21 protein-coding genes are annotated in these 23,913 nt (G+C 67.4%); 1 reads left to right on the top strand and 20 read right to left on the bottom strand.

From position 1 onward, the window contains the following. Positions 1 to 36 precede the first annotated feature (36 nt). Complete coding sequence (gene gltA, locus KB221_06925) at positions 37 to 1,338, top strand: citrate synthase (protein WIY70745.1); 1,302 nt, start codon at positions 37 to 39, stop codon at positions 1,336 to 1,338. 70 nt (positions 1,339 to 1,408) lie between these two features. Here gltA and KB221_06920 read toward each other — a convergent pair whose 3' ends face one another. From KB221_06920 to nuoL, 20 genes are all read right to left on the bottom strand, one after another. Further along, a complete protein-coding gene (locus KB221_06920) occupies positions 1,409 to 2,773 on the bottom strand; it encodes a hypothetical protein (protein ID WIY70744.1) in 1,365 nt (454 codons plus the stop codon). A gap of 49 nt (positions 2,774 to 2,822) precedes the next feature. Next, entirely contained in the window at positions 2,823 to 3,995 is a 1,173-nt protein-coding gene (lpxB, locus tag KB221_06915) for a lipid-A-disaccharide synthase (protein WIY70743.1), read from the bottom strand. After that, complete coding sequence (gene lpxI, locus KB221_06910; GenBank protein WIY70742.1) at positions 3,992 to 4,834, bottom strand: UDP-2,3-diacylglucosamine diphosphatase LpxI; 843 nt, start codon at positions 4,832 to 4,834, stop codon at positions 3,992 to 3,994. Before lpxI ends, lpxB begins: the two co-directional genes overlap by 4 nt. Before the next feature lie 13 nt (positions 4,835 to 4,847). Next, positions 4,848 to 5,636 (bottom strand): acyl-ACP--UDP-N-acetylglucosamine O-acyltransferase, encoded by a 789-nt coding sequence (gene lpxA / locus KB221_06905; GenBank protein ID WIY70741.1) that lies wholly within the window; start codon positions 5,634 to 5,636, stop codon positions 4,848 to 4,850. Then, on the bottom strand, positions 5,633 to 6,100 hold the full coding sequence (gene fabZ, locus KB221_06900; GenBank protein WIY70740.1) for a 3-hydroxyacyl-ACP dehydratase FabZ: 468 nt from the start codon (positions 6,098 to 6,100) through the stop codon (positions 5,633 to 5,635). The genes lpxA and fabZ overlap by 4 nt, the downstream gene beginning before the upstream one ends. 25 nt (positions 6,101 to 6,125) lie before the next feature. Next, positions 6,126 to 7,127 carry a UDP-3-O-(3-hydroxymyristoyl)glucosamine N-acyltransferase gene (gene lpxD / locus KB221_06895; GenBank protein WIY70739.1) on the bottom strand — a complete coding sequence of 334 codons (1,002 nt, stop codon included), beginning with the start codon at positions 7,125 to 7,127 and terminating at the stop codon, positions 6,126 to 6,128. A 7-nt stretch (positions 7,128 to 7,134) separates the two neighbouring features. After that, entirely contained in the window at positions 7,135 to 7,713 is a 579-nt protein-coding gene (locus KB221_06890; protein ID WIY70738.1) for an OmpH family outer membrane protein, read from the bottom strand. A 33-nt stretch (positions 7,714 to 7,746) separates the two neighbouring features. Beyond that, positions 7,747 to 10,197, bottom strand: coding sequence for an outer membrane protein assembly factor BamA (gene bamA / locus KB221_06885; protein ID WIY70737.1), 2,451 nt, complete (start codon positions 10,195 to 10,197; stop codon positions 7,747 to 7,749). Positions 10,198 to 10,229: 32 nt separating this feature from the next. Next, the gene (locus tag KB221_06880) at positions 10,230 to 11,444 is read right to left on the bottom strand and encodes a M50 family metallopeptidase (GenBank protein WIY70736.1); all 1,215 of its coding nucleotides are present in this window, start codon (positions 11,442 to 11,444) and stop codon (positions 10,230 to 10,232) included. Between the two features lie 23 nt (positions 11,445 to 11,467). Then, the gene (dxr, locus tag KB221_06875; protein WIY70735.1) at positions 11,468 to 12,664 is read right to left on the bottom strand and encodes a 1-deoxy-D-xylulose-5-phosphate reductoisomerase; all 1,197 of its coding nucleotides are present in this window, start codon (positions 12,662 to 12,664) and stop codon (positions 11,468 to 11,470) included. Then, complete coding sequence (locus KB221_06870) at positions 12,661 to 13,476, bottom strand: phosphatidate cytidylyltransferase (protein WIY70734.1); 816 nt, start codon at positions 13,474 to 13,476, stop codon at positions 12,661 to 12,663. The genes dxr and KB221_06870 overlap by 4 nt, the downstream gene beginning before the upstream one ends. Further along, positions 13,476 to 14,243 (bottom strand): polyprenyl diphosphate synthase, encoded by a 768-nt coding sequence (uppS, locus tag KB221_06865; GenBank protein WIY70733.1) that lies wholly within the window; start codon positions 14,241 to 14,243, stop codon positions 13,476 to 13,478. The genes KB221_06870 and uppS overlap by 1 nt, the downstream gene beginning before the upstream one ends. A 30-nt stretch (positions 14,244 to 14,273) precedes the next feature. Then, complete coding sequence (frr, locus tag KB221_06860; protein WIY70732.1) at positions 14,274 to 14,831, bottom strand: ribosome recycling factor; 558 nt, start codon at positions 14,829 to 14,831, stop codon at positions 14,274 to 14,276. Positions 14,832 to 14,866: 35 nt separating this feature from the next. After that, entirely contained in the window at positions 14,867 to 15,607 is a 741-nt protein-coding gene (gene pyrH / locus KB221_06855; protein WIY70731.1) for a UMP kinase, read from the bottom strand. A 74-nt stretch (positions 15,608 to 15,681) separates the two neighbouring features. Then, positions 15,682 to 17,355: a ribonuclease J gene (locus tag KB221_06850; GenBank protein WIY70730.1), complete on the bottom strand. Its 1,674-nt coding sequence runs from the start codon at positions 17,353 to 17,355 to the stop codon at positions 15,682 to 15,684. Further along, positions 17,352 to 18,134 carry a type III pantothenate kinase gene (locus tag KB221_06845; protein ID WIY70729.1) on the bottom strand — a complete coding sequence of 261 codons (783 nt, stop codon included), beginning with the start codon at positions 18,132 to 18,134 and terminating at the stop codon, positions 17,352 to 17,354. The genes KB221_06850 and KB221_06845 overlap by 4 nt, the downstream gene beginning before the upstream one ends. Further along, on the bottom strand, positions 18,131 to 18,880 hold the full coding sequence (locus KB221_06840; protein ID WIY70728.1) for a biotin--[acetyl-CoA-carboxylase] ligase: 750 nt from the start codon (positions 18,878 to 18,880) through the stop codon (positions 18,131 to 18,133). The genes KB221_06845 and KB221_06840 overlap by 4 nt, the downstream gene beginning before the upstream one ends. 6 nt (positions 18,881 to 18,886) lie before the next feature. Continuing rightward, positions 18,887 to 20,332 carry an NADH-quinone oxidoreductase subunit NuoN gene (gene nuoN / locus KB221_06835; protein ID WIY70727.1) on the bottom strand — a complete coding sequence of 482 codons (1,446 nt, stop codon included), beginning with the start codon at positions 20,330 to 20,332 and terminating at the stop codon, positions 18,887 to 18,889. Between the two features lie 7 nt (positions 20,333 to 20,339). Next, entirely contained in the window at positions 20,340 to 21,818 is a 1,479-nt protein-coding gene (locus KB221_06830; GenBank protein WIY70882.1) for an NADH-quinone oxidoreductase subunit M, read from the bottom strand. An 11-nt stretch (positions 21,819 to 21,829) separates the two neighbouring features. Continuing rightward, the gene (nuoL, locus tag KB221_06825; GenBank protein ID WIY70726.1) at positions 21,830 to 23,911 is read right to left on the bottom strand and encodes an NADH-quinone oxidoreductase subunit L; all 2,082 of its coding nucleotides are present in this window, start codon (positions 23,909 to 23,911) and stop codon (positions 21,830 to 21,832) included. Between the last annotated feature and the right edge of the window lie 2 nt (positions 23,912 to 23,913).

Here is a 23,913-nt window from a genome sequence, read left to right as displayed (position 1 = left end):
CCCGCGTCAGGCCGCCGACTGAAGCAAGGGGCTGATATGACCGAACAAGCCAAAACCGCCGGGACGGCGACCCTGACCTACGGCGACAAGTCCGTAGACCTGCCCGTGCTTTCGGGCTCGACCGGCCCCGATGTCATCGACATCCGCAAGCTGTACGGCGCGACCGACGCCTTCACCTACGACCCCGGCTTCACCTCGACGGCGGCCTGCGAGAGCGGTCTGACCTTCATCGACGGCGACGTCGGCACCCTGCTGCACCGCGGCTATCCGATCGACCAGCTGGCCTCGCAGTCCAACTTCATCGAGGTCTGCCACCTGCTCCTGCACGGCGAGCTGCCCACGGCCTCGGAATACGAGGCCTTCGAACGCAGCATCACCACCCACACCATGCTGCACGCCCAGTTCGACCGCTTCTTCGAGGGCTTCCGCCGCGACGCCCACCCGATGGCCATCATGGTCGGCACGGTCGGGGCGCTGTCGGCCTTCTATCACGACAGCCTGGACATCCATGATCCGGTCCAGCGCAACATCTCGGCCATCCGGCTGGTCGCCAAGATGCCGACGATCGCGGCGCGCGCCTTCAAATATCACGTGGGCCAGCCCTTCGTTTCGCCGCGCAACGACCTGAGCTACGCCGAGAATTTCCTGCGCATGTGCTTCGCCGTCCCGGCCGAGGACTATGTCGTCAATCCCGTGCTGGCCCGTGCCATGGACCGCATCTTCATCCTGCACGCCGACCACGAGCAGAACGCCTCGACCTCGACCGTCCGCCTCGCCGGCTCGTCGGGTGCCAACCCGTTCGCCTGTATCGCCGCCGGCATCGCCTGCCTGTGGGGCCCGAGCCATGGGGGTGCCAATGAAGAGGCGCTCAACATGCTCAAGGAGATCGGCACCCCGGACAAGATCCCGGAGTTCATTGAGGGCGTGAAGGCCAAGAAATACAAGCTGATGGGCTTCGGCCACCGCGTGTACAAAAACTACGACCCGCGCGCCAAGGTGATGAAGGAGAGCGCCGACGAGGTGCTGGCCGCCGTCGGCGATCCCAACGACCCGCTGTTCCAGGTCGCCAAGGAACTGGAGCGGATCGCGCTGTCGGACGAATATTTCATCGAGCGCAAGCTGTTCCCGAACGTCGACTTCTATTCGGGCATCACCCTGTCGGCGATGGGCTTCCCGACCTCGATGTTCACCGTGCTGTTCTCGCTGGCCCGCACCGTCGGCTGGATCGCCCAGTGGCAGGAAATGATCGGCGACCCGACCCAGAAGATCGGCCGCCCGCGCCAGCTCTACACCGGCCCGACCGAGCGGGACTACGTACCGATCCAGTCGCGCGGCTAGGGCCGCCCGACAGGGTACTGGAACGACTCGCGACCCCGGAGCCCAGGCTTCGGGGTCGTTTCGTTTCGGCCTACCACCGCCGGCGGCGGGGGGCCGCCAGCCCCTCGATCTCGGCCAGGAAGGCGGCATGGTCCGGGATAGACGCATCATCCCCGGCCATGGCCACGAGGGCTTCTGCCTCGGCGATCAAGCCCTGGACCTCTTCGGCACCGTCCGATCCGAGCGTGACCAGGGACCGCGCCCGGGCCCTGAGCAGAAGAGCGGCCGCGGCGGGATAGCGGCCCGACAGGCGCGAGGCCCACAGGGGAATGGCCTCGTGACCGCCCCGGATCTCTCCGGACCGCGACAGGATCAGGCCCGAGGCCTCGCGCAGGGCGGGCCAGTCCATGAGAAAGGCGAGGCCGCGCACGGGGTCGGGGTGTGCGGAAGCGATTTCGAACGCGCGATCCAGCGCCACGACGTCCTCGAAATCCGCCAGCCCGGCGAGGAGGGCGCGCAGATCCTCGGCCGAAAGAGCGCGCTCGAACCGGTGCCAGCGGGCCTCGACCGCCTCCGCCCGCCTGCCTTCGGCCTCGAGGACAACGATCTCGGCGGCCGTCCAGGCGTCCGACGGTGCCTCGGCCGCGCCGGTCCGGCTCCAGCGGGAGGCCGGAACAGGCTCCATCCGCGCGCCCTCCAGCGCCGCCCGGGCGTCCTCTGCGCGACCGGCGAGCGCCAGGCGATGGGCGATTGCGGCACCGATCTCGGGCTTGCGGGCGTCCACATCCGTGATCGACCAGACCCAGGCGTCGAGATCGCCGGCTCGGTCCGCGAGTTTGCGAACCACCAGGGCGAGGCGTCCGGTCGGCCGGGGTCCATGGGTCAGGCCGGACAGCAAGCGGCGGGCGAGGACGGGATCAAGACCCGGAGCGCCCCGCCCGATCCAGGAGGCCCAGGGATCGAGACGCGTCCCGAGCGCCTCGCCCAGCACCGGTCCGGCGACATCCGGCCCGGCGAGGGATGCCGCCCGGGCGAGCTCGGCCGTCGCTGCGTCAAACAACAGCGGCAATTCGCCCTTGGCGTCGCTGACCCGGGCGACGAGGCCGGGATACAGGTCGAACCACGCCACCAGACGGTCAAGCGCCAGGCGGGCATCCAGAGAGGCCAGTCGGTCGGCGATCATCCGCAGCAGCGAGCGGAGCTCGCTCAGCAGCGCCGGCCGTTTGCGCCAGGACACCCGGGCCCGACTGCCGCCGACGGCCAACAGACGCTTGTCGATCTCCAGCGCCAGATCGGCCGCTCCGACCTCGGCGGCGAGTTCCATGCGCAGGCGGCGCTTCAGGCCCGGGTCGGCGGCACCCGCCTCCATCAGCAGATCGGCGAGCCGGTCCGCCCCGAGCGCAGCCAGGTTGGCGGCGGATACGGACTTCTTCGCCGTCGTGGGACGTTTCGCCATGCGTTCCTGAACCGCCCTTCCGTCCTTCAACGCCCGAACGCGCGGGGCGTCAGGCGCCGCCGGCCTTCAAGGCGATCACCCGGAGAACGGCCTCTGACGCGATCTCGGAGGGATCACGCCCCTCGCGGCCCATCCGATCCAGCGCCGCCGTCTGGCGTTCGGCCTGGGTCCGCCGCGCCTCCGGGTCGCCCAGCAGCCGCGCGACCTCGGCCGCCACCTTCTCCGGCGTGGCACCGTTCTGGATCAGTTCGCGGGCGATCTCCTCGTCCGCGGCGTGGTTGAACAGGGTGGCGTATTTCCCCGTGAAGAACGGCTTCATGATCGCATAGCTGAGCGGCTGGAAGCGGTAGGCGATGACCGTCGGCGCGCCGGCCAGCGCCAGTTCGGTCGAGACCGTGCCGCTGGTGGCGAGGGCGACCGTGGCCGCGCGCATGGCCGCATATTTCCGGTTCTCGCCGACCACATGGGCGCGGAAAGGCCAGGTTGCGACCCGGGCCGTCACGTCGGCGGCGACCGTGCCGGCAGCGACCACGGCCACTTCCAGTGCGGGATCGGCGGCCTTCAGCCGGGCGATGGCCGCCTCATAGACGGGGGTCATCAGACGGATTTCGGACGGGCGGCTGCCCGGCAGGACGACGAGCAAGGGCGCGGCGGCCGCAATGCCCTGCTCCGAGCGGAAGGCGGCCGGATCAGCGCCGCTCATGTCCACATGCAGCGCCTGTGAGCCCACGACCGTCGTCGGCAGGCCCTCGCGCTCGAACCAGGGCGCGTCAAAGGCGTAGAGAGCCAGCAGGTGATCCACGGCCGCCGCCAGGGTCTTCGCCCGTCCCGGCCGCGAGGCCCAGACCTGCGGCCCGACATATTTGATCAGGGGCACGCCCGGCAGCACCGCCCGCAGGGCCTTGGCCACACGGATGGTGAAGCCCCAGCTGTCGATCAGGACCACGGCATCCGGCTTTTCCGCCACGCCCAGCGCCACCGTGTCGGCGACGCGCCGCTTGACGATCCCGTAGGCCTTCATGCCTTCCAGCCAGCCGTGGATGGAGAGCTCGGCGATGTCGAACGGGCTCCGAACCCCCTGCTCCGCCATGCGGGGCCCGCCGACGCCGACGAAGGTCACGTCCGCCCCCAATCGGGTCTTCAGCGCCCCGGCCAGGCCGGCACCCAGTGCATCGCCCGAGGCCTCGGCAGCGACCAGCATGATCTTCAGGGGACGGCTCATCCTGCGCTTCCGTCCGGCTCGCCCCAGACGAACAGGCCTGCCCGGTCGGCCGCCTCGATCAGCCCGGCCCTGTCGATCAGGATCAGCTTGCCGGCGACGCCCCCGACCCCGGCCAGGCCGGCGGCGGCGGCCATCTCGATGGTCCGCGCCCCCATCACGGGCATGTCCACCCGCAGGTCCTGGATCGGCTTGGGTGCCTTGCCCAACGCGCCCTTTCGGTCCGCCGCCGATCCCCGCAGGTCGCCCGGCAGGCCCGCGACCCGTGCCAGCATGGCGTCCGTGCCCTCCTGGGCCTCGACCGCCAGCACCAGGCCGTCGCAAACGACCGCCCCCTGGCCGATATCCAGTTCACCGGCCTTTTCCGCCACGTGCAGCGCCTTCCGCAGGTCCGACAACTGCGCCTCGGTCGGCTGGACGGTCCCGAGAGCGCCGCCCGGCAGTGTCTCTCCACCGAGAATGTCGTCGGCCCCCTCGATGACGTAGCCCTCGCCCTCGAACACCGAGAGAATCTTGCGCAACAGGGCGTCGTCGCCCCTGGTCGCCGCCGCGATGATGCCGGGCAGCAGGGCCGCCCCCTTCAGATCGGGCTTCAATGTCTTGAAGTCCGGGCGGCTGACCGTGCCGGCGAAACAGACTCCGGTGCAGCCCGCCTTCTTCAGGGCAGACAGGATTTTGCCGAACTCGGCGATCCCGGCCTCAATGCCCGGATAGCGGGCCAGGTGGGCGTCGGCGAACCCGGCCAGCCGCACCAGAAACACCGGCCGCCCTTCCGCCTCGCACCGCGCCGCCACCGATACCGGCAGGGCACCGCCGCCGGCGATCAGGCCCAGCTTGCTCATTCCGCCAACCTTCTCACGCGCCCGGCAGACAGAGAGGCCGCTTGCCGTCTTCGCGGATGAAGGCCGTGATCTCCATGATCTCGGGCAGGTCGGCATAGGCCGTTTCAACCGCATCGAGCCGGTCGGCGAAGGTGCCGACACCCTCGAAGAGCTCACGATAGGCCGCCAGCAGGCGACGGATCGCCGTCTTGTCGTAGCCCTTGCGCTTCAGTCCGATCAGATTGAGCCCGTGAAGCTGCGCGTGATTGCCCCAGGCCGAACCATAGGGAATGACGTCGCGCGTCACCGCCGCCAACCCGCCGACGATCGCGCCCTGCCCCACGCGACCAAACTGGTGCACGGCGCAGAGCCCGCCCAGGAAGACCCGGTCGCCCACGCGGGAATGGCCCCCGAGGGTGGCGTGGTTGGCCATCGTCACCCGGTCTCCCACGATCACGTCATGGCCGACATGGGCACCCGTCATGAACAGACCGTTCGAGCCCACCGTCGTCAGCTTGCGGTCGCCCGGCGTGCCGCGGTTGAAGGTGCAGTGCTCGCGAATCACGTTGTCGCTGCCGATCTCGAGGCGCACCGGCTCGCCCTTGTACCCGCCGTGTTGCGGGTCACCGCCGATCACGCAGAAGGGGTGGACGATCGTGCGCGCCTCGATGGACGTGTCCTGCTGCACCACCACGTGGCTGACCAGGCGCACGTCCTCGGCCAGGGATACGCCCGGCCCGACCACGCACCACGGCCCGATCTCGACCCCGTCCGCCAGAACGGCACCCGCGTCGACGAGGGCTGTCGGATGGATGCGGTTCACGATACGGCCGCCTTGTCGACGGTGACCATCATCGCCGCGAACTCCGCCTCGGACGCCAGCTTGCCGTCGATGAAGGTCTCGCCGCGGAATTTGAAGATGTCGCCGCGGATCTTGGTCACGATGACCTTCATGTGCAGCTGATCACCCGGCCGGGCCGGCTTGCGGAAGCGGACGCCGTCGATGGACATGAACATGATCACCTTGCCCTCGACCTGGACATCCATCGACTTGGACATCAGCAGGGCCCCGGTCTGGGCCATGGCCTCGATGATCATCACGCCGGGCATGACCGGATCAATCGGGAAATGCCCCGGAAAATAGGGCTCGTTGTGGGTGACGTTCTTGATGCCGGTGATCGAGGTGTTGGGGACGAAGTCCTCAGCCTTGTCGACCAGCAGGAAGGGGTAGCGGTGCGGCAGCCTGCGCATCACCTCGGCGTAGTCGATCTTGCCGTCGTCACTCATCCTGCGGCCTTCCTCGCCGTCGGCGCTAGGAACGCGCCTTTCCTGACGCCTGTTTGGCGAGCCAGACCGCTTCGCGCAAGGACTGTCGGATCGGTTTGGCGGGATAGCCCGACCAGGTCTCCCCCGGCGGTATATCAGCCAGAACCCCGGCTCCGCCCGCCACCCGGGCCCCTTCGCCGATCTTCAGGTGGTCGCCGATGCCGGCCTTGCCGCCGAAGATGACATTGTCGCCCACGATACAGGATCCCGAGATCCCCGTATGGGCGGCCAGCAGGCAGTTGCGGCCGATGACGCAGTTGTGGGCGATCATCACCAGATTATCGATCTTGGTGTTCTCGCCGACGACCGTGTCCTCATAGGCCCCCCGGTCGATGCAGGAATTGGCACCGACCGTGACACCGTCCTGCAGGATCACGCGACCCAGTTGCGGCACGTCGACCGGCCCGGCCTTTGACTGCGCCGCGCCGAACCCCGCCTCGCCGATCCGGACGCCGGACATCAGGCTCACGCAGTCGCCGATCAGGGCGAACCCGACGCTGACATTGTAGCCGATGACGCAGTCGCGACCGATCTGGACGCCGGGCCCTATGACGCTGTTGGCACCAATGCGCGTGCCCCGGCCGATGCGCGCCCCGGTGCCGATGACGACGCCCGGCCCAAAGACGACCGTAGCGTCCTCGGCCGCCTCGGTGCGGTCGGCCTCAGACATGGAGACGGGACGGTGCAAGGACATCGAAGCCCGCGCCCAGGCCGCCTGAGGCTCATCAGAGACGATCAGAGCCGCGCCAGGAGGGGCCACCTCAACCGCGGCGGCAGGCAGGATCACGCAGCCGGCCGCGGTCTGGCCGAGCGCGGCGACGAATTTTCGACTTGCCATAAAAGCAACATCGCCGGGCCCGGCAGACCCGAGGGGCGCGACGGCGGAGACCTGCTGGTCTCCGCCCCGCATGACTTCGCCACCGATCCGCCCGGCCAGCTCTGCGACGGTCAGCGCCGGCAGGCTGTCGAAGAAACGCGGATCAGGCATGGCCGGCCTACTGCTGCAGTTGGGCCGGCACTTCGAGACGGTTGAAGGAAACCGACGGCAGGGCCGTGTTCAGGCGCTGGATGACGACGTCGGTCACGTCCATCGCCGGGTTGAAAATGTAGACCGCCGAACGGTCCAGCAGCAGACCGCAGCCACGCTCCTGATAGACGGCGACCAGGATCGGGTCGGCGGACTGGGCGATCGCCCGGATCTGCATCTGCTGGGTGTACTGCAGCTCCGCCTGACGGCGCTGCTCCAGCTGCTGGGCCTCCTGGGCGCGGGCCTGCCAGGCGCGCATGCGCGAGCCGTCCGGGTCGGCCGCCTGGCCGCCCTGCTGCAGGGCCTGGGCCTCGGACTGCAGGCTGGCACCGTAGGGGGCGAGTTCGCCCTGAACTTCAGTCACCAGACGCTGCATGCCGGTCTGGATGGACTGACCAGCCGTCGACTGCGCCAGCAGACGATCGTTGTGGAAGACACACACGCCGGGCAGGACCGGGCCGGGGTTGGTCGGAGACTGGGCCTGGGCGGCGGCGGAGCCGGCAGCCAGGGACGCGAGAGCGAATGCGCCGATTGCGAACAGTTTCATCTTGAACCTTTGATGCGGAAAAAATCGCCCGCGCTAGAACTGTGTGGAGGTCGAGAAGCGGAACGTTTCTGTTTTGTCGTAGTCTTCCTGGCCGATGATCTGGCTCAGGTCGAAGCGGATCGGGCCCATCGGCGAACGCCAGTGGATGCTGACGCCGGCGGAGGCCCTGAGGGCCAGTTCGTCTACGATATTGGCATTGGGCAGACCGCTGCTGTTGGTCGTGTAGCGGTCATCAAGGACGCCCAGGGTGCCAACGTCGGCGAACACCGAGGTGCGGATGCCGTACTCCTCCGGCAGGCCGTTCGGGACGGTCATCTCGAGCGTACCGATGGCGTAGAAATTGCCGCCGAGGGCATCGTTGTTGGTGCCGGGGGTCAGGTCGCGCGGACCGATGCCGGCGGTCTCGAAGCCGCGGAAGCTGTTACCGCCCTTGAAGAAGCGGTCGTTGATCCGGATCGGATCGCCGCCCCAGCCGGCGATATAGCCGACCGACGCCGTGGCGGTGACGATCCACGACGGGGTGAGGCCCCAATAGGCCGACACGTCCGCCTCGGTCTTGATGTAGTTCACATCGCCGCCGACACCGGCGAAGTCCTGGCGCAGGGTGCCGGTCCAGCCGCGGGTCGGGCGGACCGGATCGTTCCGGCGGTCGACCAGCAGGGTGTAGCCGGCCGAAGAGTTCAGGAACGAACCGACCTGGTCGCAAAGCGCGCTGGCGCCCTGACGGCCGCTGCCGCTGCAATAGCCGTCCGGAACGATGATCTCGTCGCTCTTCAGGAAGTAGCGGGTGCTCAGCAGGGTGTAGCCGTTCAGCGGATACGACAGGCGCAGACCGGCACCGGTCGAGCGGTAGTCGTACGAGGAATATTCGCTGAGGTCGTAGCGCGAGTGGAAGGCGTCGAAGCCGGCGCGCAGGTCACGACCGAGGAATTTGGGCTCGGTGAAGCGGAAGTCGATCTGCTGACGCAGCGAGCCCCATTCCACGCGGGCGACGACGTTCTGGCCCCGGCCGCGGAAGTTGCGCTCGGTGATGCCCAGGTTGACGACGAAGGAGTCGACGGAGCTGAAGCCGGCACCGACGGAAAGCTCACCGGTCGGTTGTTCCGTGACGGTGACATTGACCACCGAACGGTCCGCCGCGGTGCCGCGGGCCTCCTCGACGGTGACATCCTTGAAGAAGCCCAGGGCCCGCAGATTGTTGCGCGACCGCTCCAGCAGGGTGCGGTTGAAGGCGTCGCCTTCGGTCAGCATCATCTCGCGGCGGATGACGTTGTCCAGCGTGCGGGTGTTGCCGATGACGTTGATCCGGTCGACGTAAACCCGCTGGCCTTCCTTGACGTTGAAGGTGACGTCGACGGTGTCGGTCTCGGGATTGGCACGATAGGTCGGCTCGATCTCGACGAAGGCATAGCCGGCCGAACCCGCCGCGAACGTCAGGGCGTCCACCGCCGACTCGATCTTGTCGCTCTCGTACAGATCGCCGGTGCGGATCGGCAGCAGCAGCTTGAGGAAGTCGGGGTTCAACCGGTCATTCTCGGTGACCACGTCGACGGTGCCGAAATTATAGCGGTCGCCCTCGTCCACCGTCAGGGTGATGCCGAACGAGCTGTCGTCCGGTGCCAGCTCCGAAATCGCCGACAGGACCCGGAAATCGTAATAGCCGCGGTTGGTGTAGAATTTCCGCAGCTGCTCCCGGTCGTAATCCAGACGGTTCGGGTCGTAGTTGTCGTTGGTCGTGAACAGCCGGTACCAGGCCGACTGTTCCGTCACCATGACCTCGCGCAGATCGCTGTCGGAATAGGCGCTGTTGCCGAGGAAGGTGATGGCGCGCACGCCGGTCTCAGGACCTTCGTTGATCTCGAACACCACGTCGACGCGGTTCTGGTCCAGCTGAACGATCTTCGGCGTCACAGTGGCGGAGATACGGCCCGACAGACGGTAAAGCTCGACGATCTTGCCGACGTCTTCCTGGATGCGCGCGCGCGTGTAGATGCCGCGCGGCTTCAGGGTGACTTCCTCGCGCAGCTTGTCCTCGCTGACCGCGCCATTCCCCTCGAACACGACCTGGTTGATGATCGGGTTCTCGACGATCTCGACCACGAGGTCGCCGTTCGGCTGGACGCCCAGTTGAACGTCCGCGAACAGCTGGGTCCGGGTCAGGGTGCGGACGGCGACGTCCAGAACCGCCGGATCGACCACATCGCCGGGCTGGATCGGCAGATAGGACAGGACCGTCGTCTGGTCGATGCGCTGGTTGCCGCGCACGAGGATGCGGTTGATCGTGAGCCGTTGGTCCTGCGCCGGCGCGGCCTGCGCGGGGGCCGGAGGGCCGACCTCTACCGGGACCGGCTGGACCACGGGGGCCACCGGAGCCTGGCTTTGAGCCATGGCGGGACCGGCCAGCCCCGCAGCGACCGCAAGGGTCAGCAGGCTGGGGCTCAGGGCCCTGGCAAAACGAAGGGCGGACGCATCTTGTCGGATCATACGGGAAACCATCGGGGGCTGGCGTCGGCTCGTCATGCGAACCCGCCGAGGAATTTGAACAGGCTCAGCTTCTGCAGGTCGTTCCAAGTCGCGAACAACATCAATCCAACCAGCAAAGCAAGACCGACACGATAACCGACCTCCTGAACGCGAGCGGGGACTGGCCTGCGGGCCACAGCTTCATAAGCGTAGAACAGCAGATGTCCCCCATCCAGAACCGGAATCGGCAACAGATTTACAATGCCAATTCCGATCGAAACTATGGCGGCGAACTGAAGAAACATCAGGGCGAGGTTCGCGGCGATATAACCGGGGTCCGGATCGGCAGTCACAGCCTGACGGGTGGCCCCGCCGGCGGCCCGCGCGATTCCGATCGGTCCGCTCAGCAGATCGCCTGATTCCTTGCCCGTGAAGATGCGGCCGATGTAGGTCCCGGTCGTCGCGACCGTCGTCCCGATCATCTCCGCGCCCTTCCCGGTCGCCTCGAACGGGTTCAGACGGCGGAACCGGTAGTCCTCCTGCAAGGGCAGAAGCGCGAGGCCGACCTGGGCGACGCGCACCCGACCGGACAGCTCGTCTTCCTGGATCACCCGCCGCGGCGTCGCCACGAGTTCGACCCGCTGGCCGGCGCGATCGATCGTGAAGCGCAGGGGATCGCCCGCGCTCATCATCACCGTCTGGGTGACCTCGGACTGGTCCTGGATCGCCCGGTCGTTGATCGCCAGGATCTTGTCACGGGGCAGGAAGCCCGCCTCGGCAGCCGGGCTGCCGGGCGCGACGGCCGCCACCCGCGGCGCCGCGATCCGCTCGCCGATCACGCTGAACAGGATGGTGAAAAGCACCAGCGCCAGCATGAAATTGGCCGCCGGCCCCGCCGCAACGATCAGGGCGCGCTGCCAGATCGGCTTGAAATGGAAATAGTCCCGCTCAGCGCCCGGACCGTTCTCGGCGATGACCCGCTGCTTCAGTTCCGCCAGCCCCGCCTGGTCCGGCACGCTGGAGGCGTCCAGATCGCCCGAGAATTTGACGTAGCCGCCCAGCGGCAGCCAGGCGAGCCGCCACTCCGTGCCGTGTATGTCGGTGCGGGCGACGATGGTCTTGCCGAAGCCGATGGAGAACCGGTCAATCTTCACGCCGAAGCCGCGGGCCACCAGAAAATGGCCGAGCTCGTGGATGGTGACGATAAAGGTCAGTACCAGCAGGAAGGGTACGCTGTAGAGCAGCACCTGACCGAGGAAGCCCGTCATACCGTAATCGGTCCCTTCGCCATTCAGGCCGCTGCCGCGATGCCGTGGATGATCGATTCCGCCACCCGTCGAGCCTGCGCATCCACGGCCAGGGCCGCGTCGCAGGCGCTTTCGGAACCGGAATCTACCCCCTTGGCCGTCACGCGCGACAAGGTGTCGGCGACGACTGCGGCAATATTGAGAAAGCCCAGTCGACGGTCAAGGAAGGCCAGGGCCGCAACCTCGTTCGCCGCATTGAACACGATGGGCGCGGCGCCGCCCGCCTGTAACGCCTGTCGCGCGAGTTTCAGGGCCGGGAACCGCTCGTCGTCCGGGGCCTCGAATGTCAGTTGGCCCAGGGCGGCGAGGTCCAGACGCGGGGCGTTCCAGGCGATCCGGTCCGGCCAGGCCAGCGCATAGGCGATCGGAGTCTTCATATCCGGCGGCCCCATCTGGGCCAGGGTCGAGCCGTCGACATACTCCACCATGCTGTGGATGATGGATTCGGGGTGCACCACCACGCCGATACGCTCGGCCGGCATGTCGAACAGATAGGCCGCCTCGATCGCCTCCAGCCCCTTGTTGGCCATGGTCGCGCTGTCGACCGAGATCTTGGCCCCCATGCTCCAGTTCGGATGGGCGACGGCCTGTTCCGGTGTGATCGACTTCAGCGCCTCGAGCGGCGTCTTGCGGAACGGGCCGCCCGACGCTGTCAGGACCAGCCTCGCGACACGGTCCGGCGCTTCATGGGGAAAGACCTGGTGAATGGCGGAGTGTTCGGAATCCACCGGCAACAGCCGGCCGCCCGACCGCTTGACCCGCTCGATCAGCGCAGGGCCGCAGCAGACCAGACTTTCCTTGTTGGCCAGGGCCAGGGTCGCGCCGGTCGCCGCGGCCGCCCAGGCCGAGCGCAGGCCCGCCGCCCCGACAATGGCGGCCATGATCCAGTCGACGGGCCGGGCCGCGGCGTCGATGACCGCCTGATCACCGGCGGCGGCCTCCACGCCCGTTCCGGCCAGCGCCGCCCGCAGTTCGTCCAGTCGGGCCGGATCGGCGGTGACCGCCAGTTTTGGCTTCCAGCGCCGGGCCTGCTCGGCCAGCCGCGCGATATTGGCACCGCCGGTCAGGGCCTCGACCTCGAAAGCACCGGTGCCGGCCGTCTCGGCCTGATCCATCAGATCCAGTGTCGAACAGCCGACCGAGCCGGTCGCGCCCAGCACCGTCACCCGCCGCCGGATCATGCGGTGCCGCCCGTCAGGCCGACGATGAGCCGCCCGCAGGCCACCACCACGACCGCGAACATCAGCCCGTCCACCCGGTCGAGCAGGCCGCCGTGGCCCGGGATCAGCTTGCCGGCGTCCTTGACGCCATAACGCCGCTTCAAGGCCGACTCCCAGAGGTCGCCGGCCATGGTCGCCAGCGCCGCCGCCAGCCCCAGGGCCGCGCCCCAGTACGGGCCGAGGCCCATGTCGAGGAAGGCGCCTAGCGCCGCGCCCGCGGCGGTTCCTGCGGCAAGGCCCCCGATGAAGCCGGACCAGGTCTTGTTGGGCGAAAAGCGCGGCCACAGCTTGGGCCCGCCGACCAGGCTGCCGACCAGATAGGCCATGATGTCGGACGCCCAGGCGATGAGGAAGGCCGAGACCGTCCAGGCCAGTCCGCTGGCCGTGTCGACGTCGCGCAGCCAGATCAGGAGCACCGCCGGCCAGCCGAGGTACAGAACCCCGTAGGCGGCATCCAGCGCCTCCTGCCCGCGGTTGCGCGCGAACAGGCCCGCCGACACAGCACCGAAGACCAGCATCACGAGGGCGAGGGACAACTGCCCGGCGTGCGCCGCCACGACGCCGGCGACGAGGCCGAAGGCCACAGCCCCCGCCATCACCCGCCAGGCCCTGGCCGCGCTCATCATCGCCCATTCGACGGCCAGCAGGGCGCAGGCCAGCAGCATGAGGGCGAGGAACCACAGACCGCCGGCCCAGATGGCCAGCACCGCGGCGGGTGCCAGCACGATCGCGGATGCCGCCCTGAGAACGATGTCGCGGACCCTGACCGCCATCAGCCGGCCGCGAGGGCGGGCGTGGCCGCTTCGGAGGGCGCCGTCCGGCCGCCGAAGCGGCGATCCCGATTGCGGTATTGTTCGGTTACGTCCGCCAGACCCTCGGCTCCGTAGTCGGGCCAGAGGATGTCCTGATAGACCAGCTCGGCATAGGCGGCCTCCCACAGGAGGAAGTTCGACAGCCGCTGCTCGCCGGAGGTGCGGACGATGACATCGACCGGCGGGGCGCCCGCGGTCGACAGGCCCTGGCCCAGGGTCTCCTCGTCCAGCGGCCCCGTCGCCTGTCCGGCCAGCACGGCCTCGACATGCCGCCGCGCTGCATCGACGATGTCGGCCCGGCCGCCATAGTTGAAGGCGACCTGGAGCAGGAATTTCTCATTGTGCGCCGTGCTCGCCTCGGCCCGCTCGATGATGGCGACGATGTCGGCGGGCAGGCCCGCGCGACGCCCCAGCACCCGGACCCGAACGCCCGCCCGCTCCAGCCGTTTCAGGTCGCTGGAGACATAGGATCGGACAAGGCCCATCAGGTCGGACACCTCATCCGCCGGCCGGCTCCAGTTCTCGGTCGAAAAGCCGAACACGGTCAGGCAGCGGATGCCGAACCGGGGTGCGGCCTCGACCGTGCGCTTCAGCGCCTGCACGCCCTCGCGGTGGCCCATGGCGCGCGGCAGTCCACGCGCCTCGGCCCAGCGTCCATTGCCGTCCATGATCAGGGCGACGTGTCGCGGGCCGTCAGTCGGCGCGGAATGAAAGGGCTCGGCGAGCATGCGGGGCGTATCCTACGGCAATTCGCGCCGTCAAACCTGCATGATCTCAACTTCCTTGGCCCTCAAGGCCTCGTCGATGCGCTTGATGGCCGCGTCCGTGTCCTTCTGGACCTCGGTCTCCATCTTCTTCTGTTCGTCCTGGCTGATCTCGCCGGCCTTCTCGGCCTTCTTGAGATCCTCATTGGCGTCGCGGCGGACGTTGCGGACGGCGATCTTCTGCTGCTCGGTGTATTTGCCGGCCAGCTTGGCGAGGTCCTTGCGGCGCTCCTCGGTCAGCGGCGGCACGGGGATGCGCAGGGTCTGGCCATCGACGATCGGGTTCAGACCCAGGCCAGCGGCGCGGATGGCCTTCTCGACCGGGCCGACCATCGACTTGTCCCAGACGTTGACCGAGATCATCCGCGGCTCGGGCACGCTGATGGCGGCGACCGAGTTCAGGGGCGCGTTCGAGCCATAGGCCTGCACCTGCACGGGATCCAGCAGGCCGACGTTGGCGCGGCCGGTGCGCAGGCCGTTGAACTCTTCTTTCAGGGCGGACACGGACTTGTCCATGCGGTCGCGGTAGGTCTTGAGATCGGGCTTGGCCATGGTCGTTTCTCTCGCGTTTTCTTGTCTTTGGCGGCTCAGGCGGCTGGCTTGGAAGAGATGACCGTAAAGGTCCCCTCCCCCGTCAGCGTCCGGCGCAGCGAATTGTTCTCGCGGATCGAGAACACCACGATCGGAATGCCCGAGTCACGCATCAGGGCGATGGCCGAGGCGTCCATGACCTTCAGGTCCTTGGCCAGCACATCGTGATAGGTCAGGGTCTCGTAGCGGGTGGCGGTCGCATCCTTCTTGGGATCGGCCGTATAGACGCCGTCCACACTGGTGCCCTTCAGCAGCGCGTCGCAGCCCATTTCCGCGGCCCGCAGAGCCGCGCCCGAGTCGGTCGTGAAGAAGGGCGCGCCCACGCCGGCGGCGAAGATCACCACCCGACCCTTTTCGAGATGACGCAGGGCGCGACGGCGCACATAGGGCTCGGCCACCGCATTCATGGTCAGGGCGCTCTGCACCCGGGTCTGGACGCCGATCTTCTCCAGCGCCGCCTGCATGGCCAGGGCGTTCATCACCGTGGCGAGCATGCCCATATAGTCGGCCGTGGCCCGCTCCATGTCGCCCGCGGCCTTGCTCAGCCCGCGGAAGATATTGCCGCCGCCGATAACCAGGCAGATCTCGACGCCCTCGCGCGCAACGTCGGCCACCGCCTGGGCGACGCCCGCGACGGTCTTCATGTCGATGCCATAGGACTGGTCGCCCATCAGCACCTCGCCCGACACCTTCAGCAGGACGCGTTTGTACAGGAACTCGGGCGGGGCGTCGGGCATGGCGGGACCTTGGGCGGGGGATTCGGCTTCTTATAGGAAGCCCCGCCTTCGGTTCAAAGGCCTGACTGCCTAAGTCACAGCCGCAGAATGATGGTCTCGACGATTGGCCGGCGGTCCCAGATCTGCTGGCTGGCCTTCTTCAGCGCGCGTGAGACGGCCTGTTCGATGACCATTTCATCCTCCAGCGCCGCGCCCTTCAGCTTCATCACCGCCTGTTCGGCGCGCTCCGCCAGATCGTCCAGCGCGTCGCCCAAAGGCGATTCCGCATCGCCCGGCAGGCCGATGGCCCGGACGTCGATGTCGCTGACAATCTTGCCGCGCTTGTCCATGGCGAAGCTGACGATCAGCACGCCATTGGTCGAGGCGTGGCGACGCTCGTGCAGGGCCTCGCCCTGTTCCGTGACCAGACGGCCGCCGTCGACATAGAGCCGGCCGTTGGGGACCTCGTCGATGATCGCGGCGGGCCCGGGGGCCAGACGCACCATGTCGCCGTTGCGGGGGGTTACCGTCTCGGCGACGCCCACGTCCTTCGCGAGATTCGCGTGCTCGGCCAGGTGGCGGCGCATGCCGTGGGTCGGCACGGCGATCTTCGGCCGCGCCCAGGCGTACATCTGGCGCAGTTCCTCACGGCACGGGTGGCCGGAGACGTGGATGCCGGGGTGGTCGCGCTCGGTGTAGAGCCGCACCCCACGGTCGGCGAGCTTGTCCTGCAGCCGGCCGATCGACAGCTCATTGCCGGGGATGACCCGCGACGAGAAGATGCAGTGATCGCCCTTGCTGAGCTTGATGTAGGGGTGGGTGCCCTCGGCCACCCGCGACAGGGCCGCGCGGGCCTCGCCCTGGCTGCCGGTGCACAGATACAGGATCTGGTCGGCCGGCCAGACGCGGGCCTCTTCGTCGGTCAGGAACGGCTTGACGTCGTTCAGCATGCCGACGTGTTTGGCTGCGGAGGTGATGCGGTGCATCGACCGTCCGGCCAGCGACACGCGTCGTCCGGCGGCCTCGGCGGCGCGGATGACGCTGTCCATGCGCGCGACGTTCGAGGCGAAGCACCCGACCGCGATCCGGCCCTTCAGCCCGCCGATCAGCTCGATCAGGGCGTTGCGGACCCCGCCCTCTGACCCCGCCGATCCCTCGACGAAGACATTGGTGGAGTCGCACACCATCGCCAGCACGCCCTCGTCGCCGAGGCGGCTGATGGCGGCGGAGTCGGTGACCTCGCCGATGATCGGATCGTCGTCGATCTTCCAGTCGCCCGTGTGCAGCACCGTGCCCAGAGGCGTCTTGATCGCCAGACCGTTCGGCTCGGCGATCGAATGGGTCATGGTCACCATCGTCACCTGGAACGGCCCCAGGTCGATGGTCCCACCCAGCGGCACCTCGATCAGCTTGACCTGGTCCAGGATGCCCGCCTCGCGCAGCTTCTCGCGGATCAGGAAGGCGGTGAACGGCGTGGCGTACAGCGGGGCCTTCATGCGCGACCACAGCCAGCCGAGGGCACCGATATGGTCCTCGTGCGCGTGGGTCAGGACGATGCCGCGGATGGTCTCGCCTTCAAGGAAGGCGGGGTCGGGCACGATCACATCGACGCCGGGCGTCGACAGGTCGCCGAAGGTCACGCCCACATCGACCACGAGCCACTCGCGGTTCGCTTCGGGGCCATAGCCGTACAGATTCAGATTCATCCCGATCTCGCCCGAGCCGCCCAGCGGCAGGAAGACGAGTTCGTCGTTGGTTTTCTTTTTCATGCGTCCTTTAGATGGGTGTTCCGCCGCCAGATTTCGAGGAGGCCGCGGATAGTCAGGTCCGGATCGAACCGGTCGATTGATGTTGTTGCGCCTTCAAACAGGCTGGCCACGCCGCCCGTTCCAATCACGGTCATGGGTTTTCCCCACTCCGCCTTGATGCGCGCGACCATGCCCTCGATCAGGGCGACATAGCCCCAGAAGACGCCGGACTGCATATTGGAGACGGTGTCCTTGCCGATCACCTGCTCCGGCCGCTGGATGGCGATGCGCGGCAGCATGGCCGCCGCCTCATGCAGGGCCTGCAGGCTCAGATTGATGCCGGGGGCGATAGCACCGCCCTCGAAGGCTCCATCGGCGGCGATGACGTCGAAGGTCGTAGCCGTGCCGCTGTCGATCACGATCAGATCGCCCGGATAGACCAGATGCGCCCCGATGGCGTTGACCAGCCGGTCGGCTCCCGCCTCGCTCGGCTTGGTGATCCGCGCGGTCATGCCCAGCTCGACATTGTCGCCGATGACCAGCGGCTCGACCGACAGATAGCGGCGCGACAGGTTGCGCAGGTTGAAGATCGACTGCGGCACCACGCTGGAGATGATGCAGCCATCGAGTTGGCTGATCGCCAGCCCGTGCATGGCCAGAAGCTGGCTCAGCCAGACGGCATACTCGTCCGCCGTACGGCTGCTTTCCGTGGCCGTGCGCCACTGGGCGATCCAGTCGCTGCCGTCATGGACCGCGAACAGTGTGTTCGTATTGCCCTGCTCGATCGCCAGAAGCATCACGCAGCCTCCCCGAAGAAGACGTCGCCGGCGGAGATCAGCCGCAGGCTCCCGTCCGCCAGCCTCAATTTCAGCGCGCCGTCGGGCGCCACGCCCTCGGCGATGCCCTCGACCGTCTCGCGGCCCAGCCGCGCCACCGCCGGCCCGTCCAGCCCGGCCGTCCGCGCCCGCCAGGCATCGAGGATCGGCTCGAACCCCAGCGTCTCCCAGCGCGTCATCCAGACATTAAAGGCCCCGGCCAGCATCGCGGCCGCGGCCTCGACCGTCGGCGGTGCCGTCACGTCTCCACGGAGATGGTGGACCAGCGCCGTCGCCGGCCGCTCTGTCCCCTCCGGCGCGTGGGCCAGGTTCACGCCGATGCCGACCGCCAGCCACAGGCCGCCACTCTCATGCGCCCCGGACTCAACAAGCACGCCCGAGGCCTTCTGACCGGCCAGCATCACGTCATTCGGCCATTTGATCGTCACCAGCGACGGCGGCGCATACGCATCCAGCAGATCCGCGATCGCCAGGGCGGCCACGAACGTCACCTGCGCCGCTTCGGCGGGCGATTTTCGGGTCAATTGCAACAGGGTGGAAAACAGGTTGCCGTCCTGGCTTTCCCATTGCCGCCCACGCCGTCCCCGGCCCTCGGTCTGACGCCGGGCGACGATCCACAACGGGCCGGTCTCGCCGGCGTCCGCGCGCCGGCGGGCGTCCGCATTGGTCGAGTCGGTCTGGTCGAGCAGCAGGATGGGCGCGGCGGGCATCCGCCCCTACCCGGCTCCGAAACCGGTCGCAGCGATGCCGGCGAAATGGTCGATCCAGCCGATGGCCACGATCACCAGCGGGAAGGAGAAGGCCGCCGAGGCCCAGGCGATGGTCCGTGCCTCGACCGGCGACGCATCCGTCGGCCCCACGCCCTCGGGCGTCGGATCGAACCACATCAGTTTGATGATGCGCAGATAGTAGAAGCCGGCCACGACCGAGGCCACCAGACCGGCCGCACCGACCATCCAGTAGCCGGCATCGGCGGCGGCGCCGAAGACATAGAATTTGGCCCAGAAGCCCGCCAGCGGCGGCATGCCCAGCACCGACAGCGACAGCACGGTCAGGGCGATGGCCGTCACCGGCTTGTCCTTCCGCAGGCCCGCCAGATCGGCGATCTTGCGGATCGGCTTCCCGCCCCGCGACAGCGATAGCAGGATGGCGAAGAAGCCGAACTGGTCGATGACATACAGGGTCATGAACACCAGCATGGCCTGCACGCCCGCCGTGGTCCCGGCGGCGATACCCAGCAGGGCGTAGCCGATGTTGGCGATCGACGAATAGGCCAACAGCCGCTGCAGGTCCTTCTGCACCAGGCCACCGAAGGCCCCGACCGCGAACGAGATCAGCGAGATCAGGATCAGCACCTGGGCCCACTGATCGTGCGAGCCGGCGAAAGCGCCTTCCAGCGTGCGGGCGATCAGCACCATGGCCGCGACCTTGGGGGCGGTGGCGAACAGGGCCACGACCGGCGTCGGCGCGCCCTCGTAGACGTCCGGCGTCCACATGTGGAACGGCGCGGCCGAGACCTTGAAGGCCAGGCCGCAGATCAGGAAGACCAGGCCGAAGATCAGACCCGTCGATTGGTTCGCAGCGGCGTAGGCGGCGATCTCGTCAAACCGCATCGAGCCGGTGAAGCCGTAAATCAGGCTGGCACCGTACAGCAGCAGGCCGGACGACAGGGCACCCAGCACGAAATACTTCAGCCCCGCCTCGGAGGCCTTCAGGTCATCGCGGTGGTAGGCGGCCAGCACATAGAGGGCCAGCGAATGCAGTTCGATCCCGACATAGAGGGAGATCAGGTCCCCGGACGAGGCCATCATCCCCATGCCGGCCGAGGCCAGCACGATCAGGACCGGATATTCGAATTTCGCGATCCTTGCGCGGCGCATCCAGCCGTCGCCCAGCACGATGGCCACGGCGCTGGACAGGAAGATCAGGGCCTTGCCGTAGACGGCCAGCGGATCGGCCACATAGGCACCGTTGAAGGCCTGCCCCAGCGGACCGGTCACGGTCACGGCCGTCGCGGCGACGAGCAACCCGACCGACAGGGCCGAGATCAGACGCACGCTCTTCTCGCCCATGAAGGCGCCGAGCATCAGCAGCACCAGTCCGCCGACCGCGAGGGTCGCTTCCGGGGCCGAGAGGTGAAGGGCGGAGATCAGGTCAGGCATCATCGTCTCACCCGCCGATCGCGGCGCGATAGGCAGTCGTCAGGGCCTCGACCGAGGCGGCGGTGTAATCCAGCACCAGACCGGGCTGAACGCCCAGCCACAGGGTGCCGATGATCAGCGGGGCGAAGATCAGCAGTTCGCGCTTGTCGACGTCGGTGATGGCCTTCATCGCCGGATTGGTGATCTCGCCGAACATGACGTTCCGGTACAGCGTCAGCGCATAGACCGCCGAGAAGATCACGCCCGAGGCGGCGAACAGCGCCGTCCAGGTCGAGACCTCATAGATGCCGACCATGGTCAGGATCTCGCCGATGAAACCCGAGGTGCCCGGCAGGCCGACGTTGGCCATGGTGAACAGCATGAAGATCGCCGCGAACCAGGGCATGCGCGCGGTCAGACCGCCGTACAGGGCGATCTCGCGGGTGTGCATCCGGTCATAGACCACGCCGACGCAGAGGAAGAGCGCGCCCGAGATCAGGCCGTGGCTCAGCATCTGGAAGACCGCGCCCTGCACGCCCTGATCGTTGCCGGCGAAGATGCCCATGGTGACGAAGCCCATGTGGGCCACGGACGAATAGGCGATCAGCTTCTTCATGTCCGTCTGACGGAAGGCGACCAGCGAGGTGTAGACGATGGCGATCACCGAGAGGGTGAAGACCAGCGGCGCGAACATCTGCGACGCCTGCGGGAACATGGGCAGGTTGAACAGCAGGAAGCCGTAGCCGCCCAGCTTCAGCAGGATGCCGGCCAGTATGACCGAGCCCGCCGTCGGTGCCTGAACGTGGGCGTCGGGCAACCAGGTGTGCACGGGCCACATCGGCATCTTGACCGCGAACGAGGCGAAGAAGGCCAGCCAGAGCAGCGGCTGCGCCTCGGCGGAGAAGGCGTATTCCTTGAGCGCCGGAATGCTGGTGGTGCCGGTCTCGGCCGCCATCCACAGCATGGCCAGCAGCATCAGCACCGACCCCAGCAGTGTGTAGAGGAAGAATTTGTACGAGGCGTAGATCCGGTTCGCCCCGCCCCACACGCCGATGATGATGAACATCGGCACCAGGGTGCCTTCGAAGAAGATGTAGAACAGGAACAGGTCCAGCGAGGTGAACACCCCGATGACCAGCGTCTCCAGCACCAGGAAGGCGATCATGTAGTCGACCACCCGGTCCTTGATCGTGTTCCAGCTGGCGAGGATGCAGATCGGCATCAGGAAGGCCGTGAGCAGGACGAACAGGATCGAAATCCCGTCCACGCCCATGTGGTATTCGGCGCCCACGAACCAGACGAACCGCTCGACGAACTGATAGGCGGCGCTGGACGGATCGAAGGTCGCGACGAGCACGGCCGAGACGCCCAGGGTAACGAGCGTGGTCGCCAGGGCGATCCAGCGCGCCGCGCTGTCCGCACCGGACTTGTTGAGCAGCCGCGCCAGCAGGATCAGGCCCGCGCCGACCAGCGGCAGGAAGGTGACGACGCTGAGAATATAGGGGATCTGGGGCAAGATCAGGCTCCCCACGTATAGATGGCGAAGGCGAGGAAGCCGGCGAGACCGAGCAACATCACGAAGGCGTAGAAATAGACATAGCCGGACTGGAACCGGGCGAGACCGCCCGCGAATTTCCGCGACAGCCAGGCCATGCCGTTGGGCCCGCCCCCGTCGATGATCTTCACGTCGCCGACCTTCCAGAACAGGTCACCGACCGCCCGCGCGCCCTTCACGAACACGACGTCATACAGCTCGTCGAAATACCATTTGTTGTAGAGGAAGGCGTGCACGACGCCGCCCCGGTCGGCCATGCGGCGCGCCATGCCTTCCTTCATCACATAGAGCCAGAAGGCGGCGAACGTCCCGATCAGCGTCAGGATCAGCGGCGACCACTTCACCCAGGTCGGCACGGAGTGGCTCTCGTGCAGGACGTGGTTGGTCTCGGCCACGAAGATCGCGCCGCGCCAGAAGCCATGCTCGTGATCCCCGATGAACCAGGGCGCGAAGACGAAGCCGGCGGCAATGGCACCGACCGAGAGCAGCAGCAGCGGAACCAGCATCACAAGCGGGCTCTCATGCGGCTTCAGCGGGCCGTGGTGGGCGTGGTCGTCATGCGCATGATCGTCCGCGATCGGCTCGGCATGGGTTTCCAGCTGGGCGTGCGAGGCGTGGTCGTCGTGGGCGTGATCATCGTGATGCGCGTCCTTCCACACCGGCGTGTTGTGGAAGGTCATGAACACCAGACGCCAGGAGTAGTAGGCGGTCAGGCCGGCCGCGAGAATGCCGACGAAGAAGGCGAACAGGCCCATGGCCGAATGGCCGCTGGTGAACGAGGCGAAGGCGCTCTCGATGATGGAGTCCTTGGAATAGAAGCCCGCCAGACCGCCGACGCCGGGAATGCCCAGGCCGGTGATGGCGATGGTGCCGATGGTCATCACCGCATAGGTGACCGGCAGCAGCTTCCACAGCCCGCCCATCTTCCGCATGTCCTGCTCGTGATGCATGCCGTGGATCACTGAGCCGGCACCGAGGAACAGCAGGGCCTTGAAGAAGGCGTGGGTGAACAGGTGGAACATGGCCGCCTGATAGGCGCCGACGCCCGCCGCGAAGAACATGTAGCCGAGCTGCGAACAGGTCGAATAGGCGATGACCCGCTTGATGTCGTTCTGGGCCAGACCGACCGTCGCCGCGAACAGGGCGGTGACCGCGCCGGTCAGGGCGATGATGGCCGAGGCGACCGGGGCGTACTCATAGATCGGCGACAGCAGGCAGACCATGTAGACGCCCGCGGTGACCATGGTGGCTGCGTGGATCAGGGCCGACACCGGGGTCGGGCCCTCCATGGCGTCGGGCAGCCAGGTGTGCAGGAAGAACTGGGCCGACTTGCCCATGGCACCGACGAACAGCAGGGCACCCGCGAGGTCGAGCGCTGACCAGTTATGGCCGAGGAAGACCCAGCCCGTTCCGGCCTTGGCGGCGATCATCGGGAACAGTTCGGCGAACTGGATCGTGCCGAACATCCAGAACACGGTCAGGATGCCCAGGGCGAAGCCGAAGTCGCCGACCCGGTTGACCACGAAGGCCTTGATGGCGGCGGCGCTGGCGGTCGACTTCTTGTACCAGAAGCCGATCAGCAGATAGGACGCCAGCCCCACCCCTTCCCAGCCGAAGAACAGCTGCATGAAGTCGGCGGCGGTGACCAGCGCCAGCATGGCGAAGGTGAACAGGGAGAGGTAGGCGAAGAACCGCGGCTTGTCGGGATCCTCGGCCATATACCCCCAAGAATAGAGGTGGACGAGCGAGGACACGCTGGTGACCACGACCAGCATGACCGCCGAAAGGGCGTCGATGCGGATTGACCAGACCGACTGGAAATCGCCGACGTTGATGAAGGGGAACAGCTCGACCGTGAAGGCCTCAAGCCCGCCCCAGGTCCATTGGCTGAACACGATCCAGGCCACGGCGCACGAGAAGAACAACAGGCCCGTGGTGATCGATTTGGACACCAGGTCGCCAAGCCGCCGGCCGCTCAGGCCGACGATGGCCGCGCCGAGCAGCGGAGCGAAGACGCCGAGGGTGACGAGAAGAACGAGATCCACGG

It is taken from the genome of Aquidulcibacter paucihalophilus (assembly GCA_030285985.1).
Classification (GTDB): Bacteria; Pseudomonadota; Alphaproteobacteria; order Caulobacterales; family Caulobacteraceae; genus Brevundimonas.
This window is presented reverse-complemented; position numbering and strand designations above follow the sequence as displayed.

Excerpts from the sequence above, each read along its gene's own strand:
- uppS (WIY70733.1), bottom strand. The coding sequence starts at position 14,243 with ATGCTCGCCGAGCCCTTTCATTCCGCGCCGACTGACGGCCCGCGACAC.
- nuoN (WIY70727.1), bottom strand. The coding sequence starts at position 20,332 with ATGCCTGACCTGATCTCCGCCCTTCACCTCTCGGCCCCGGAAGCGACC.
- fabZ (WIY70740.1), bottom strand. The coding sequence starts at position 6,100 with ATGAGTGACGACGGCAAGATCGACTACGCCGAGGTGATGCGCAGGCTG.
- KB221_06920 (WIY70744.1), bottom strand. The coding sequence starts at position 2,773 with ATGGCGAAACGTCCCACGACGGCGAAGAAGTCCGTATCCGCCGCCAAC.
- KB221_06880 (WIY70736.1), bottom strand. The coding sequence starts at position 11,444 with ATGACGGGCTTCCTCGGTCAGGTGCTGCTCTACAGCGTACCCTTCCTG.
- dxr (WIY70735.1), bottom strand. The coding sequence starts at position 12,664 with ATGATCCGGCGGCGGGTGACGGTGCTGGGCGCGACCGGCTCGGTCGGC.
- lpxD (WIY70739.1), bottom strand. The coding sequence starts at position 7,127 with ATGCCTGATCCGCGTTTCTTCGACAGCCTGCCGGCGCTGACCGTCGCA.
- bamA (WIY70737.1), bottom strand. The coding sequence starts at position 10,197 with ATGATCCGACAAGATGCGTCCGCCCTTCGTTTTGCCAGGGCCCTGAGC.
- KB221_06840 (WIY70728.1), bottom strand. The coding sequence starts at position 18,880 with ATGCCCGCCGCGCCCATCCTGCTGCTCGACCAGACCGACTCGACCAAT.
- gltA (WIY70745.1), top strand. The coding sequence starts at position 37 with ATGACCGAACAAGCCAAAACCGCCGGGACGGCGACCCTGACCTACGGC.
- KB221_06850 (WIY70730.1), bottom strand. The coding sequence starts at position 17,355 with ATGAAAAAGAAAACCAACGACGAACTCGTCTTCCTGCCGCTGGGCGGC.
- lpxB (WIY70743.1), bottom strand. The coding sequence starts at position 3,995 with ATGAGCCGTCCCCTGAAGATCATGCTGGTCGCTGCCGAGGCCTCGGGC.
- pyrH (WIY70731.1), bottom strand. The coding sequence starts at position 15,607 with ATGCCCGACGCCCCGCCCGAGTTCCTGTACAAACGCGTCCTGCTGAAG.
- frr (WIY70732.1), bottom strand. The coding sequence starts at position 14,831 with ATGGCCAAGCCCGATCTCAAGACCTACCGCGACCGCATGGACAAGTCC.
- KB221_06890 (WIY70738.1), bottom strand. The coding sequence starts at position 7,713 with ATGAAACTGTTCGCAATCGGCGCATTCGCTCTCGCGTCCCTGGCTGCC.
- lpxI (WIY70742.1), bottom strand. The coding sequence starts at position 4,834 with ATGAGCAAGCTGGGCCTGATCGCCGGCGGCGGTGCCCTGCCGGTATCG.
- KB221_06870 (WIY70734.1), bottom strand. The coding sequence starts at position 13,476 with ATGGCGGTCAGGGTCCGCGACATCGTTCTCAGGGCGGCATCCGCGATC.